Annotated in this window: 12 protein-coding genes; all 12 read right to left on the reverse strand. The window is 46.9% G+C overall.

The annotated features are described in order from the left end of the window. Nucleotides 1-172 precede the first annotated feature (172 nt). Entirely contained in the window at nucleotides 173-1,372 is a 1,200-nt protein-coding gene (locus U6037_RS20595) for a glycosyltransferase (RefSeq protein ID WP_322844349.1), read from the reverse strand. Then, entirely contained in the window at nucleotides 1,362-2,606 is a 1,245-nt protein-coding gene (locus tag U6037_RS20600) for a class I SAM-dependent methyltransferase (protein ID WP_322844350.1), read from the reverse strand. The genes U6037_RS20595 and U6037_RS20600 overlap by 11 nt, the downstream gene beginning before the upstream one ends. Nucleotides 2,607-2,615: 9 nt before the next feature. Beyond that, nucleotides 2,616-5,189, reverse strand: coding sequence for a glycosyltransferase family 2 protein (locus tag U6037_RS20605; RefSeq protein ID WP_322844351.1), 2,574 nt, complete (start codon nucleotides 5,187-5,189; stop codon nucleotides 2,616-2,618). 10 nt (nucleotides 5,190-5,199) lie between these two features. Continuing rightward, nucleotides 5,200-5,865: an ABC transporter ATP-binding protein gene (locus U6037_RS20610; RefSeq protein ID WP_416221727.1), complete on the reverse strand. Its 666-nt coding sequence runs from the start codon at nucleotides 5,863-5,865 to the stop codon at nucleotides 5,200-5,202. A gap of 80 nt (nucleotides 5,866-5,945) precedes the next feature. Beyond that, nucleotides 5,946-6,743, reverse strand: coding sequence for an ABC transporter permease (locus U6037_RS20615; RefSeq protein ID WP_322844353.1), 798 nt, complete (start codon nucleotides 6,741-6,743; stop codon nucleotides 5,946-5,948). After that, nucleotides 6,744-7,238: a GNAT family N-acetyltransferase gene (locus U6037_RS20620; protein ID WP_322844354.1), complete on the reverse strand. Its 495-nt coding sequence runs from the start codon at nucleotides 7,236-7,238 to the stop codon at nucleotides 6,744-6,746. It lies immediately after the preceding gene. Next, nucleotides 7,235-8,362, reverse strand: a complete 1,128-nt coding sequence (locus U6037_RS20625) for a DegT/DnrJ/EryC1/StrS family aminotransferase (protein ID WP_322844355.1) — start codon at nucleotides 8,360-8,362, stop codon at nucleotides 7,235-7,237. The genes U6037_RS20620 and U6037_RS20625 overlap by 4 nt, the downstream gene beginning before the upstream one ends. Before the next feature lie 104 nt (nucleotides 8,363-8,466). Then, nucleotides 8,467-9,348 (reverse strand): glucose-1-phosphate thymidylyltransferase RfbA, encoded by an 882-nt coding sequence (gene rfbA / locus U6037_RS20630; protein ID WP_322844356.1) that lies wholly within the window; start codon nucleotides 9,346-9,348, stop codon nucleotides 8,467-8,469. A 2-nt stretch (nucleotides 9,349-9,350) separates the two neighbouring features. Next, complete coding sequence (gene rfbD / locus U6037_RS20635; RefSeq protein WP_322844357.1) at nucleotides 9,351-10,250, reverse strand: dTDP-4-dehydrorhamnose reductase; 900 nt, start codon at nucleotides 10,248-10,250, stop codon at nucleotides 9,351-9,353. Beyond that, complete coding sequence (rfbB, locus tag U6037_RS20640) at nucleotides 10,247-11,305, reverse strand: dTDP-glucose 4,6-dehydratase (RefSeq protein ID WP_322844358.1); 1,059 nt, start codon at nucleotides 11,303-11,305, stop codon at nucleotides 10,247-10,249. Before rfbB ends, rfbD begins: the two co-directional genes overlap by 4 nt. A gap of 4 nt (nucleotides 11,306-11,309) precedes the next feature. After that, nucleotides 11,310-12,290 (reverse strand): glycosyltransferase family 2 protein, encoded by a 981-nt coding sequence (locus U6037_RS20645; protein ID WP_322844359.1) that lies wholly within the window; start codon nucleotides 12,288-12,290, stop codon nucleotides 11,310-11,312. A 478-nt stretch (nucleotides 12,291-12,768) separates the two neighbouring features. Further along, nucleotides 12,769-13,689 carry a glycosyltransferase gene (locus U6037_RS20650; RefSeq protein WP_322844360.1) on the reverse strand — a complete coding sequence of 307 codons (921 nt, stop codon included), beginning with the start codon at nucleotides 13,687-13,689 and terminating at the stop codon, nucleotides 12,769-12,771. Nucleotides 13,690-13,692 lie beyond the last annotated feature (3 nt).

Genomic DNA, 13,692 nt, shown 5'->3' on the forward strand with positions numbered 1-13,692 from the left:
TATCACGAAAAGCGTGCAGGAGAAATTACTGAGCAATCTCTCAGAACATTCTCGCAACCCGATACGGTAGACCCTGATTTGGATTTTCCGGAGTTGCGAAGATGCAAAAAAACGAGTAAGTCTACAACTCGAACCTCATCGAAATATACCCCCGAAAAGTGTACCAGCCAGCTTAGCGCGGCCCTTTTAAATGAAAATAGCGCAAAAATTTATTAAGAACTCTGGAAAAGGTCAACTTGAAACCGCCCTCATACATGGAAATTTCAACCAACAACCAGTAATGGGACAAGCGCCTGACGAATCCGCCCCAGGTGGAAATACGAACAGGCTGTATCGTACTGCTATTCATTAACCTTCCGCCCACTTGAAAAAGAGCGGTCCATTGCGCCGCTACAGTGGCGATATCAAACCGGCGAAGCACATCATTGTATGCGTTGTCAGCAATGGTAGCCCTGCTCACCTCATCATCTAAATAACGTTCAATAGCAGCGATCCAGCATGCAGCAGTGTTAGATTCCATCAACAACCCAGTTACACCATCAACTACAGAACCTACATAACTTTCAGATTGTGTATAAATTCCAGCACATCGAAATGCAGCGTACTCACGATATTTGTTGTTCGTTTTATACTTATTAGAATTTTTGTTATCAAGTGGCGCGAGACCTATTTTCCAACCGCGCTGTACTTGAAAGGCTATATATTCAGCATAGCTATTCATATGCCCGAAAAACCTTACTCTGGCCCCCTGCTCCAACCAGCTGGGCATGCAGCCGATAAATTCAAAAACAACATTGCTTCTTTTCGCGAGTATATGAGGAATCACGTCCTTGAGAATATCCAGATCCGCATCACGCGATGGGCTGCCGGCAAATCCGATACGGTATTCCGAGTCTGTACTTACTTCGCACCCAGAAAGTAATGAAAAATCAAAAAAAGCAGGCAACAGCACCGTATTGCGATTTTTCGGAAGTATGTACTCTCTAAGAGCTACCGAATTGGTAATAACAGTATGCGCTTTCTCCACCGCATACTTTAGAGAGCGCCGAATAATCGGATGTTTATAGTACTTCGCTAAAGCAGTCTCCCCTTCAATCAACCAAAAATTGTCATCAATATAATAAAAATATGGAATATTACTGCGTTTCAACGACTCCATCCAGAAAATCGCAACAGGATCTGCAGTCCGAACAAACAATGGAAGTTCTGAGTTCGATAGAAGCTGCTCATCTATCTGGGAAAGATATACTTTTTTATATGTAACACCGAGACCAGAACATTCCGAAAGCAACTGCTCAGTCAACTGAGTTGTCGCGATATCCGCCTCGACAATCAATAATATATTAACGCTTAAACCTAAATCACTCATCATATGAAAAATATGCGCACGGAACTAGTTTATTGGGACGCAAAGGCCAACGCGATACCATCGAACACTCTACAATTTTGACGCAAGCACCAGATTCTCGACCAAAGAAACGAATGAATGCCACTTCTTCTTGCTGTAGCAAATTTCCGAGAGAGAAACGGACGAGCCCGATGGTATCAACGCCAGACAATACCGTCGTCGAATTCCATATAATGTCACTACTTTTACCAACCAACTCTATGCCAAGTTGCGCGCCTTTGGTATCAGCAGACAGGTACACATATACAAAAATAGAATTGCACGGACCGGAGCCTTGAATTTGATATTCAATATACCCTTCGATCGGCACCTCTTTGCTAAGCCGATAATCCCTTGGTTTACGAGAACGATAATTTGCCTCAAAATAATCGTCCATGCGTTTCAGGTCTACATCAGGCAGATCAGGACCCACGGTTAGCAATCCAATCAGCCTTTCATGTCTAAGCAGTTTTGCTTCGCACTCTGCAACATAGTCACGTTGCTCTTTTAGTCGCTTACCTAACAACTCCTCTGCGTATGACACAGTGGAGAAACCTTCTGCGCTATAAGCTTTGGCCGCGGCTCTGGACTCTTGCAACGCGGGAGTATCCAGAAATGGGTAACCATCCAAATTCTTTGCCAGCTCCAAGTAACCATTCTCATCATCTTCTTTCCAAACAACGAGATGATAAACAATTTGATGGCAAACATCGGTTAAATGTTGACGCAACTCTCTTTGACAGGAAGGATCAATTCGATTGAATTTCGGAAAATAAAAAAACTCCATCCGTAGCAATCGAATTTCCAATCCTGGGTTTGAGTTATCGGATTGCGACAAGCCCCAGCTAACTGCATGAGGATGGTAGTACTCTCTTTTGTCAATAGGTGCCCAAGAACAACTCGACCAGAACCTTGGCGTATGTTCGTTAAACACTTGAAGATGGTATGGATTGGCTAAGTTTAGTTTCTGCTCGTAATAAGGTACGACAATACAAATCTGAGCTTTATGCTTACAAACTCGATAAAGCTCTTTCATTGTAAATATCAGATCGGACACATGCTCCAGGCTGTGAGATGCATGAACAAGCTCAACGGAACTCTCTCCAAAAGGTAGCGGCCTGTCAAGATCCGCTACCACTTGGACACCTGGCAATGGAAATCGGTCGACACCAATAAATCCAGGAAGACACTTAGGTCCACAACCGATGTCCAGTTTCATAGCCAACACCTATATAGCTAATACTTCCGCAAAAGGAGATACAGGGATACGTTTCAAACCCGCATAACGATACTTAACAAACTCAAACATGTATACAGGGTGAGCCGCCCGTGCAAACACACGAAGCCTGTATACCGTTGAAGAGGAAGCTAGGACGTGATCCACAGCAAACTCGACCGGCAAAGACAAGTCCACTCCGTTCAACGCTACAACCCTATTAAGAATAATAGACCCGGATGGCCCAATAAGTTCGATACCAACCAGTCCGTCCTGGAGACCGTCCGTAGTAAATGCAATCAAAAAAGATCTGATATTAGTCGCAATGCTCAACTCATATTCGATATATGGTACATCATGTAGCGATTTGGATAATTCTAAAACAGCACCAACATTATTACGCTTGACGTCTAGTAAAAACTCTTTCATGCGGCCGAACTGTGGCATTAAGCTGTCCCACAAATCGTGCTTACGAGACATGAAGCCTAAACGCTTGGAATTCGAGGTTGCCTGTCGTAACCGGGCCAGTTCCGCCAGACTTTCAATCAGTTTTTGCGGATTTTTTATTGAATCATTACCCGCAACAGCGATATTTCCACCATTACTTCGAGAAATAAGCTTAAGCCTACTTTCAACGGTAGTAAATCCATTAAAGGTAGTAGAACTGGATATCGAGCGCAACACATCACAACTGATTACGCCGGAGAACTTCTCTTCACAGTACGCTCTATTGTTCTTTTTAAACATAGAGAACTTAGAAAAATCCAAACTCTCCAACATATCAGACCAAGAACGAGCACTAAACGGTGAAGAGACAACATAACCAACTTCCAACTGTTTTAATTCGGAATATGGAAAGTAATCAGGAACCACCAACACTGCGTTCAGTACATTCGCAGACATAGCTACGTTTGTAGTCTTGTACAAATTATTGATCGACTCACTTGGCGCGTGTATAAGAATATCCGGGCTATATTTAGAAATTTGCAAAAGTGCAGTTTCCCAATTTAGCTCAAACGGCATCGTTATCAACTCTAGTCGATCATGCTGCTTAAAGTCTTCAAAAAACTCTGTATTAGCGCCTCCAACAACAAGTTGAATACTTCTACCTGACTCAACATATTTGAGAAATGCTGGTAGCATGACATCCAGTAGCGCAGACAATCGATGACTACCACCTGCAAACGCGATAACCAACTGTTCGCGCGCAGTAGAAACTTCATCAGTACTTATTTTCATGTCTCGAAATGTCGGCGGAAACCACTCAACGTTCGAGTGAAGCAAATGCTCTTTGAAATACTCGAGCAAAGGTAAAGTGCTCGTAAGAACACCAGAAAAATCTTTGAGTTTATGTCTCAGCGTCTTTTTACTGAAATCCTCGAAACCACTCATTTCCTTGGTTTCTTGAAGAAGTGTCAAGTTGTCATCGGTAAAGTAATAGCAGGGAATTTGCAGCTTATGTGCCGCATCAATCCACTCAAAAAATGGATCCAACTGCCTGACAAAAATAACACAACTCGCATGTGCAATTTCTGACAATGGCCAATGCCCTGGGACAATTACGCGTACCCGGCTTTTCCACTCTTCAGGCAAAAAGTCAAATGTAACGGTCGTGCTAGCGCTCGGGTGCGCAGTCAAGACCAATATTTTTCTTTTTTCATCGGAGTCGATTAATGAACTGGCGATATCAAAATTATTTCTGCTACGAGCATGGGCGAACGCCATCTCTTTAGCTGCAACGACAGTGCAATGGGTTGTTGTCTGCGGCAGACTGAAAACGTCATATTCTTCAAAGTTTGAAGGCCTGAGAGAAATATCACGCTCCTGCCTGATTCTTTCTTCCGAGGCCCAACTATCTAATGCGTATGTTTTACCGAGACTGTCATTGGTCGCAGGGCCGCCAACCTCGCCAACAGAAATATCTACGTAGCGGAGAATATACTTACGTGAAATCCTTCGCCATAAGTCCCAATCACACACACGGGTCATGAGGATGTGTGGATCGTACAGGCCGATGTCTTCAAGAATAAAACGCGGGACCAGCACCGAGTTATTTGCGATGTAGTTCCCGGAATTTATATTGTTATTTGATAAGCTTGCACCTAGGTGCACGACTTGCTCGCCACCGGATCCAAACTCGACAACTCTCATTTCAACAGAGCCGTAAATCAACTGATCAGGCGTCTTCTGCGCTTCGGTGTATAGATCATGCAATGCATCAGGAAAGAACACGTCATCATCAAACGCAAACGCTATGTAGCGACCGCGAGACTTGGAATATGCCTCATATTCAGAAACCGCAGGAAGGCCGATGTTTTTCGGATGTCGAAGGCAGCTCACCCGGCCGTCTTTCTCCATGAACTCCGCAATAATATCAGCACTGCCGTCGGTACTTGCGTCGTCGACAATTATCAGTTCAAGCTCGGTTAGAGTCTGGCTCAGAACTGATTCGATTGCCTTACGAAACTTACCACTCTTTGCCCGCCTAAAAGTAGGCAGCAAAACGGACACTATCGGAAGTGAACCGTTGCCATAGGAACTGCCAGGCAACCATAGAGTTTCGCGAATGAGATCTTTGACTTTCATGTTCTAGGCCTTAGACACTTGCCGAATAATTTTCTGAGTACGCCTTTAACACTTGGTCTGTTTTGCCATCCATACGGATTTTTCCTTTTTCAAGCCAAATTGTGCGCTCACAGAAATCACTTACCAAATCTGGTGAGTGACTCGAGAAGACCAGTATCTTCCCTTGAGTCATAAATTTTTTCATACGTTCCTGAGCTTTGTGAGCGAAATTTATGTCCCCCGCCCCCATAACCTCATCTAACAAAAGAACTTCAGGATTTATCGCGGTAGATACAGAGAATGCCAAGCGAATGAACATACCGGCAGAATAAGTCCGCACAGGATAATTCAAGAATTCACCCAGTTCCGAAAACTCCGCGATCTCCTGCATTTTGTCTTTAATCTCTCGCGGCTTCAGCCCCAACAAGAGCGCACGAATCTTTATGTTATCCCAACCCGACTGATTCATTTCGAAACCTGTCGCAAACTCAAACATAGGACAGACATGCCCAGATGTTTGCGCGCTACCGGAAGTCGTAGGATAAATGCGAGCCATAACTTTCAGTAGAGTACTTTTACCAGCGCCGTTCAACCCGATCAGGCCGACTCGCTCGCCCCGAGTAATTGAAAGATTAACATTGGAAAGCGCGTTAATTGTGTATTCTTGAGTATTAGTCGCAGCTGGGCGGCGTAGAATAGTATTCCTTATTCTGCCTACCAAGTCAGTTCGCCCGGTAAATACGACGCTAGCATCTCGTAAAACTACAGAAATATCGCTCATAGCATATAAACCACTTTCTTATCCATTTTAGATGCAAGCACCAAGCAAACAAGCCACAGAACTGATAGATAAACAGCGCAAAACATATAATCCTGTTTCACTGCAAATGTCCCTTCCAGAATCGGAAATCTAATTACATCTACCAGGTAATACAATGGATTATATTTATAGACAAAGTCCAGACCACGATCCTTGAGCATCGTAACGGGGAACATGATAGGCGTTACAAAAAACAGTACCTGGAAAATTCCCGTCAAGGCATGGGGCAAATCTCTAAAACGAGCAGAGAGATATGCGCTAAGTGTGATGTGCCCCAATCCAGCTATAAGAAGTATTCCAACTCCGGGCAATGCGTACAGCCACCCCATGGGATTAAAGCGATCAAAGAACAACAAAGTCCCTGCCAAAGCTACAACACCAACCAACATTACTGCAAACAGAGAAACCAGCACCCGAAACAGATATATTTGCTTCGGGAAAGAAAATTGTTTGATGTAACCTTCGGAACCTACAAACGCATATCCGCCTTCGACGAAGGAGGAAACCAAGAATCCCCAAACTATCAAGCCGCACGTGAGATAGGGAAGAAACTCTGCCATCGGTTGCTTAAGCAGTACTCCATAAACCACCCCTGCGCCTAAAACCATCATTGCAAGGTTTATAAGTATCCATAGTGGTCCGATAGCAGACCTGCGGAAGCGAGCTTTGACGTCCTGCAGCCCTAGGTATAGCCATACACGCCACTCAAGAAGCGACTTTAATGCATTGGGTAAAAAACTATTCTGACTGATCATCTAAAGCCTATTTAGCTCAAGCACTATTAATTTACCGTTACGGGAAACTTCGTTGAAGCCCAGCTTTTCGTATAACTTAATCGCCCTGACGTTTTCTTCCAGAACTTCTAGAAATACGCTCTCAAGCGCAAGCTGCTGCCAACACGTTTCAATCAACAGTTGGCAGCCTCGCTTGATATAACCTTTACCCGCGTTGTCTGGCGCTGCAAGAAAGCGCCCGACTTCGGCGCGCTTTCTCTGCAGATCCACGCCATAAACAGCGCATTGCCCAACCAACTCACCATCTGCCGCGATGACGAACACAAAATCATCAGACTTTTTTGAATAGGACTCGAACCACTTTACGTGACTGTCCCATTCAATGATGTTTGAGTTAATAAACCACCGGCGGTTTTCGTCTCGGTTTCGCCAGTCCAGGGTCGACTGTAAATCAGCCACCTCCAGTAGACGGATCTCGACGACTTCATCAGATGTTGAGTGGAGGGTAGGTTTCATTTTGCGTACTTGGCTACCAATTGAGATACGGTGTCTACATCGGCCTTACTGAGGCCCATGTGTACCGGGAGCGAGATAATTTCCTGGGATGCCAATGCTGCCTTAGGGCAGGTGCCATTACCATGCGCATACATACGATACTCCGTGTTATCACGGTAATGTACGCCTGGGTATACCTGGTGTTCATTGAGGGCCAGCATCAGCTCTTCACGGTTTTTGACACGAATTTGCACAAGGTGAGTCGACGACTCACATTCTGGATTAATTTCAATAAAGCGTACTTTATCGTTACCTTCCAGGTTTTCGCGATACCACTTGGCGAGCTGGCGACGGTAAGCGTTATCACGATCCAGGTACTTCAATGCAACCAGGCCCATGACAGCCATGATCGAGTTGCCGTGGTATTTGAAGCCGACTTCTTCAACATCGTACATCCACTTGTACGCGCCCTGAGCGGCAGTACGAGCGTAAGTATCCTTGTTGATACCTAACCAGCTCATCTTGCGTACGCGCTCGTCATCTTCCGCATTTTTGAAGCAGATCATGCCCGAATCGGCTGTTGCCAGGTTTTTTACAGCCTGGAAGCTGAACACCACTACGTCCGCTTCTGGGCATACATGACGCCCATTGATGCGAGTACCCGACATGTGGGCAGCGTCTAGAATCAAAGCAATGTTACGTGCTTTGCAAATTTCCAGGATTTTCGAGTATTGACCGACGTTGCCACCAATACCTACGAAAATCAGCGCCTTGGTCTTGTCGGTGATGCGCTGCTCTACGCTGACAGGGTCCAGACACAGCGACTCGTCAACATCTGCGAATACTGGTGTCAGGCCTGCGCAGAGAATGGCGTGGTTGGTCGATACGAAAGTCAGTGGAGTCGTAATGACTTCTGCATCATCGCCCCATCCATTTTTTGTCTTGAGCAAGCGGAAAGCCAGTTCCAGACCTACGGTGTTCGACGAAAGAAAATGTGCGTGCGGCAGCCCGGTATAGGACTTCCATGCTTCTTCCATCTCAACAGTTTTAAAACCTAACCCAGTCCAGCCTTTCTCAAGACATTCACGAATACCTTCAAGGCATTCGTCGACACGAAATTTAGGTACAAACAGTTGAATTGACATGTATTTAGCCTCGAATCACAAGTGCTGTGCGGTTTAAATTTTTATCCAATTACATCTTTTTTTGCAGAAAGGCCCGGAGTTAACCTGGCCAACTGCGGGCAAAATCAATGACTCTCGTGTTCCAAGAGGCGCTTGAGATACTTTCCGTAGCCGTTTTTGATTAATGGCATGGCTAACGCGAGCAACTGCTCGTCCGATATCCATCCCTTTCGCCATGCCAACTCTTCAGGGCATGCGACCTTAAGGCCTTGCCGGTTTTCCAGGGTCGCAATGAAATGACTCGCCTCTAGCAGAGACTCATGAGTCCCTGTATCCAGCCAGGCATATCCCCTTCCCATGATTTCTACCGAGAGGTTGTTACGCTCCAGATAGACTCGGTTCACATCCGTGATTTCCAACTCGCCACGCTCAGAGGGTTTGATACTTTTGGCAATTTCGACGACATTTGCATCGTAAAAATAAAGGCCGGTCACGGCGTAGCTGGATTTAGGCTCTGCCGGTTTTTCTTCCAGACTGATAGCTTTGCCCGACTTGTCAAACTCAACCACGCCATAGCGCTCAGGGTCATTCACGTGATATGCAAAGACACTTGCACCGCTGTCACGCTGCATGGCATTTGCCAAAAGTTCCTGGAAGTCGTGTCCATGATAGATGTTGTCGCCCAGCACCAAAGCACACGCATTACCGTCGAGAAATTCCTCGCCAATAATAAATGCCTGGGCTAAGCCATCCGGTGACGGCTGAACCGCATAACTCAGATTGATTCCCCACTTGGCACCGTCACCCAAAAGCTGCTCGAAGCGAGGGGTATCCTGTGGCGTGGAGATAATCAATATATCTCTGATCCCTGCCAGCATTAATGTGCTGAGAGGATAATAAATCATCGGCTTATCAAAAACCGGAAGCAACTGCTTCGATATTGCGAGTGTTGCTGGATGCAGACGCGTACCAGAACCACCCGCTAGAATTATACCTTTACGATACATAATCATCCCTGCCTGGCCATATCAGAAAGCGTTCTTTTTACATAAGTCTTCCAATCCGGAATATTTATATTGAACGCATTTTGAATTTTACTATTGTCCAGTCTTGAGCTTTTCGGCCGGACTGCTTTCGTAGGATACTCAGAACCACTCACAGCACGTATATCGTGCTCTGTACAGTTAAGAGGAATCCCTAGATTTAATGCCTCTGAAACCAAATAGCGGGCATACTCATACCAGCTCGCATACCCCGAAGAAACCAAATGGTACGTACCACTAAGAGCCTCGGCCCCCGTACCATTCAGAATTCGATATAGGCAAAGCACGGTAGCATCCGCAACGAGCGAAGCACTCGTCGGCGCACCGGCTTGATCATCCACGACCGAGAATTCTGACTTGGTTGCCGCGAGGTTCAATATTGTTTTTGCAAAATTTCGCCCCCGCGTGGAATAAACCCAGCTGGTTCTAAGTAAAAGATGATTGCAGCCACTACTAACAACCGCACCCTCGCCCAATGCTTTGGACCTACCATATGCATTCAACGGATCAGGGGCATCAGTCTCTCTGTAGGGAAGTTCGGAGGCGCCGTTAAAAACATAATCGGTTGAATAATGTACAAGCCACGCATTATTCTCCGCCGCGTAGTCAGCCAGCACTTTCACCAAATGAAAGTTAATTGCCTGCGCGTCATCTTCGCAGGTCTCTGCCAGCTCAACGGCGTTATAGGCAGCCGCATTGACAATAACGTCGGGGCGTTCTTGACGAAGATAGTCCGACACAGCATCTAAATCAGCCAGGTCAAGTTTACTTCGATCGCTAGCCACAACGTTCCCAAGCAAAGGCAGGGAACGCTGCAACTCCCAGCCTACTTGTCCGTAACTTCCAAATAAAACAATTTTCTTCATGTGTACTGCCTGCTTACCCAATCACGATAAGCTCCGCTAGTGACATTACCTACCCACACCTGATTATCGAGATACCACTCGACAGTCTTCCGGATACCGGTCTCGAATGTTTCCGCCGGTTTCCAACCCAACTCACGCTCAAGTTTCCGAGCATCAATGGCATAACGACGATCGTGACCCGGGCGATCGGTAACATAAGCGATCTGCTGGTGGTAAGGTTGGCCATCATCGCGGGGGCGCAACTCGTCGAGCAAACCGCAAACGGTGTGAACGATGTCGAGATTAGGCTTCTCGTTCCAGCCGCCTACGTTGTAGGTCTCTCCGAGCAAACCAGCTTCAAGTACGCGGCGAATAGCACTGCAGTGGTCTTTGACGTAGAGCCAATCGCGAATTTGCTGGCCGTCGCCATATACCGGCAGAGACTTACCGGCAAGGGCGTTGACGATGATCAACGGAATAAGCTTTTCCGGAAAATGGTACGGACCGTAGTTGTTCGAGCAGTTGGTCGTCAGAACAGGCAAGCCATAGGTGTGGTGGTAAGCACGCACCAAGTGGTCACTTGCAGCCTTGCTCGCCGAATAGGGACTGTTCGGTTCGTACTGATGGGTCTCGGTGAACGCGGGATCATCTTTTGCCAGCGACCCATAAACCTCATCGGTGGAAACATGCAGGAAGCGGAACGCCTCTTTGGCGCCCTGTTCGAGCCCCCCCCAATAAGCGCGCACTGCTTCCAATAGTCGGAACGTCCCGACAATATTGGTTTCGATGAAATCTTCCGGACCGTGAATTGACCGGTCGACGTGGGATTCAGCGGCGAAATTGAGGATCGCACGAGGCTGGTGCTCATTTAGCAAGCGTGTTACCAGCGCACTATCACCGATATCGCCCTGCACAAATACATGCCGCGCATCCCCGTCCAGACTTGCCAGGCTTTCCAGGTTCCCGGCGTAGGTCAGCTTGTCCAGGTTGATTACCTGTTCATCCGACTGCGCCAGCCAGTCCAGTACAAAGTTCGCCCCGATAAAACCGGCACCGCCGGTGACTAAGATGGTCATAAATTTAGATCTTTTTCAGTAGAACCACGAGAATAAGCCCCAGGTTTCCAAAAAACGTCTGCCGGTATATACCGGCCCGCTGAAAACCCAGGATTCTTGAAAAGAGTTTCTGAGTACGTGCTTTTTTGAATTGAGTAAGAGTCACCTGATGCTCAGGACTCAAGCGATGATACATCGCTTCTAGCGCATTGATGATCTGATCATTCCACCTGCAGAATAGGCCTTGAAAAATCAGTGGCAAACGCTTGAGGCGCGCAGACCAACCTGAGTTCCCACCAATCAGGTTTTCCTCATGCTGGCGATAAAGGAGCATGGGCTCAGGATCGTAATGAACCTCGCCACCCGCTCCGGAAACAAGAAGGTAAGCCCACCAATCGTGGCATGGAACATCGACGCGATCACCCGCCTCTAGCAACAGGTCGCGCGCAGCCCGGTTAAAGACCATGGTGTTGCCGCCACCAATACTCTGAACCAGCGCATTTGAGAAATGGGGAGGAAGACTAAAACGTGGTGAATACCCGCACGAGACACCCGACTCGCCAATCAGCTCGGTACGACCACAGTAGAGAGCCGGGACCTGATCGGGTACTCCCTGTAACCACGCAAGCGCCTTCTCGAGCTTTGCATCCTTCCATATATCGTCCTGATCCGACCAGGCAAAAAAATCTGCCTCGATATCAGCTCGACTGGCCAAGGACAGGAAATTGGCTACAAACCCTCTCTTGGGACCTTTCGATACCTGGACGCGATCCGCCCCCATTTCAGTACGAAATGTTTCCAAAATTTCTAGAGTTTGGTCTTGAGAGCCGTCGTCGGAAACATAAAGCGTCCAGTTGCGATAAGTTTGACGTTCAAGTGAGTCGAGTTGCTCAGCAAGAAATGATGCACCGTTGTATGTACACATAAGAATTGCGACATTCGCAATGTGCTCGCCAGCTACCTGGACGGCATTATCTGTACCAAAACACTGGCTGGAAACCGTCACAAAATCCCTCTTTGCACGAACCGTCGCCCCAAGAAGGCGCCCATCACTAATAAAAAAAACACCAGATCTTTGCTTTTGCTCTTACCGTCCGATTGCGCATTCTACATCAATTGACGCGCCTCACACCCAAAAAAGCGACGACAGCCACGGCTGCTCTAGCCTGTCGCCGAGCTAGGCATAACTGCATCCAAGAGATGTAAAACGGAAGATGGAGACATGATGACAGCGCAGGATTCCCCAGGTGAAGAAACGGGTTATCTGCGAGAAAAAGACACCCCATAGATGCCATATAGCCATCATCAAGGAAAACAGAGCTACTGGCACGATGAGCACAAACGACTACCGAGTAGCTAAAACCGCGTCATCACTGCGCCCTTTGAAAAGCCCTAAAACAGAAGAGCCCACACCTGCACAAATGTGCTGCACAAGGCAAAATAGAACAGGCCCCGATCGTCAACAGCAATGATAGAACAAACTATCAGGCTTTACTCATCACCAACATCATTACCCAACAAACAATGAAAAATAACACTTTATCGCGAACACGACGTCGACAATGCCACGCACTAAAAGAAAGCTTAAACAATTGCGAGCGGCTCAACGAAAACCAACTTGATACAAAGGGACTAGCATCGCGCCCAATTAACCGGGCGATTAACTGCACTTGACCAAACCACCAGCCATTATTAATAGTTTTATAACGAACCACCAAAGAGCGCAATCCGGTATTGGCGCCTACCTGATTACTATCATGTTGACGATAATCCATGGAAGGTATCGGATCAATGAACCATCGATATCCATGACTACGCGCATACGCGTAGAAAAACCAATCATGCAGACTTACGCCTTGCAAGGCATCCCAATTGGTCAGTACCGACAGCTTAATCGATTCTAACAATCGACGGGTCAAAACATAAGTACAACCCGGGCCAGCCGCTTCAAACAGATAATCCCATGCAACTTGGGGTTGCGCCTTATCCAGCAACCTTGTCTTACCATCCAGCCAGAAGGCCGTGACATTACTGGAGTATGCATCAGACCGCTGCTGCTCAAGCAGAGACACCGCACGCTGAAGCTTATCCGCGTACCAGATATCATCCTGATCAGCGAAAGCAAAAAACTCAAAATTGCCGACATCAACATCGCGTATCAATCGAAAGAAATTGCGAGATGCACCACCAAATCGCCCTACGGACGGCAACAGGATGACATTAGATAGGTTAGTTGCAAGCCTCGCACACCATGCTTCAGTTCCGTCTGTCGAGGTATCCACACTGATATATATAGTAACTTCAACCCCAGACTGCTCAAGAATCGAAGCCACCTGATCCTCGATCCACCGCATTCCATTATAAGCTGCTAGCAAAACCGCAACTTTTGGTAATTTCACAGTCATGCC

Origin of the sequence: Pseudomonas sp. B33.4, from assembly GCF_034555375.1 — a bacterium.
Lineage (GTDB): Bacteria > Pseudomonadota > Gammaproteobacteria > Pseudomonadales > Pseudomonadaceae > Aquipseudomonas.

What these genes read in the sequence shown, in the direction of transcription:
- U6037_RS20625 (WP_322844355.1), bottom strand. Translation starts at nt 8,362, where the DNA reads ATGTCAATTCAACTGTTTGTACCTAAATTTCGTGTCGACGAATGCCTT.
- rfbD (WP_322844357.1), bottom strand. Translation starts at nt 10,250, where the DNA reads ATGAAGAAAATTGTTTTATTTGGAAGTTACGGACAAGTAGGCTGGGAG.
- rfbA (WP_322844356.1), bottom strand. Translation starts at nt 9,348, where the DNA reads ATGTATCGTAAAGGTATAATTCTAGCGGGTGGTTCTGGTACGCGTCTG.
- U6037_RS20600 (WP_322844350.1), bottom strand. Translation starts at nt 2,606, where the DNA reads ATGAAACTGGACATCGGTTGTGGACCTAAGTGTCTTCCTGGATTTATT.
- U6037_RS20650 (WP_322844360.1), bottom strand. Translation starts at nt 13,689, where the DNA reads ATGACTGTGAAATTACCAAAAGTTGCGGTTTTGCTAGCAGCTTATAAT.
- U6037_RS20595 (WP_322844349.1), bottom strand. Translation starts at nt 1,372, where the DNA reads ATGATGAGTGATTTAGGTTTAAGCGTTAATATATTATTGATTGTCGAG.
- U6037_RS20615 (WP_322844353.1), bottom strand. Translation starts at nt 6,743, where the DNA reads ATGATCAGTCAGAATAGTTTTTTACCCAATGCATTAAAGTCGCTTCTT.
- U6037_RS20605 (WP_322844351.1), bottom strand. Translation starts at nt 5,189, where the DNA reads ATGAAAGTCAAAGATCTCATTCGCGAAACTCTATGGTTGCCTGGCAGT.
- rfbB (WP_322844358.1), bottom strand. Translation starts at nt 11,305, where the DNA reads ATGACCATCTTAGTCACCGGCGGTGCCGGTTTTATCGGGGCGAACTTT.
- U6037_RS20620 (WP_322844354.1), bottom strand. Translation starts at nt 7,238, where the DNA reads ATGAAACCTACCCTCCACTCAACATCTGATGAAGTCGTCGAGATCCGT.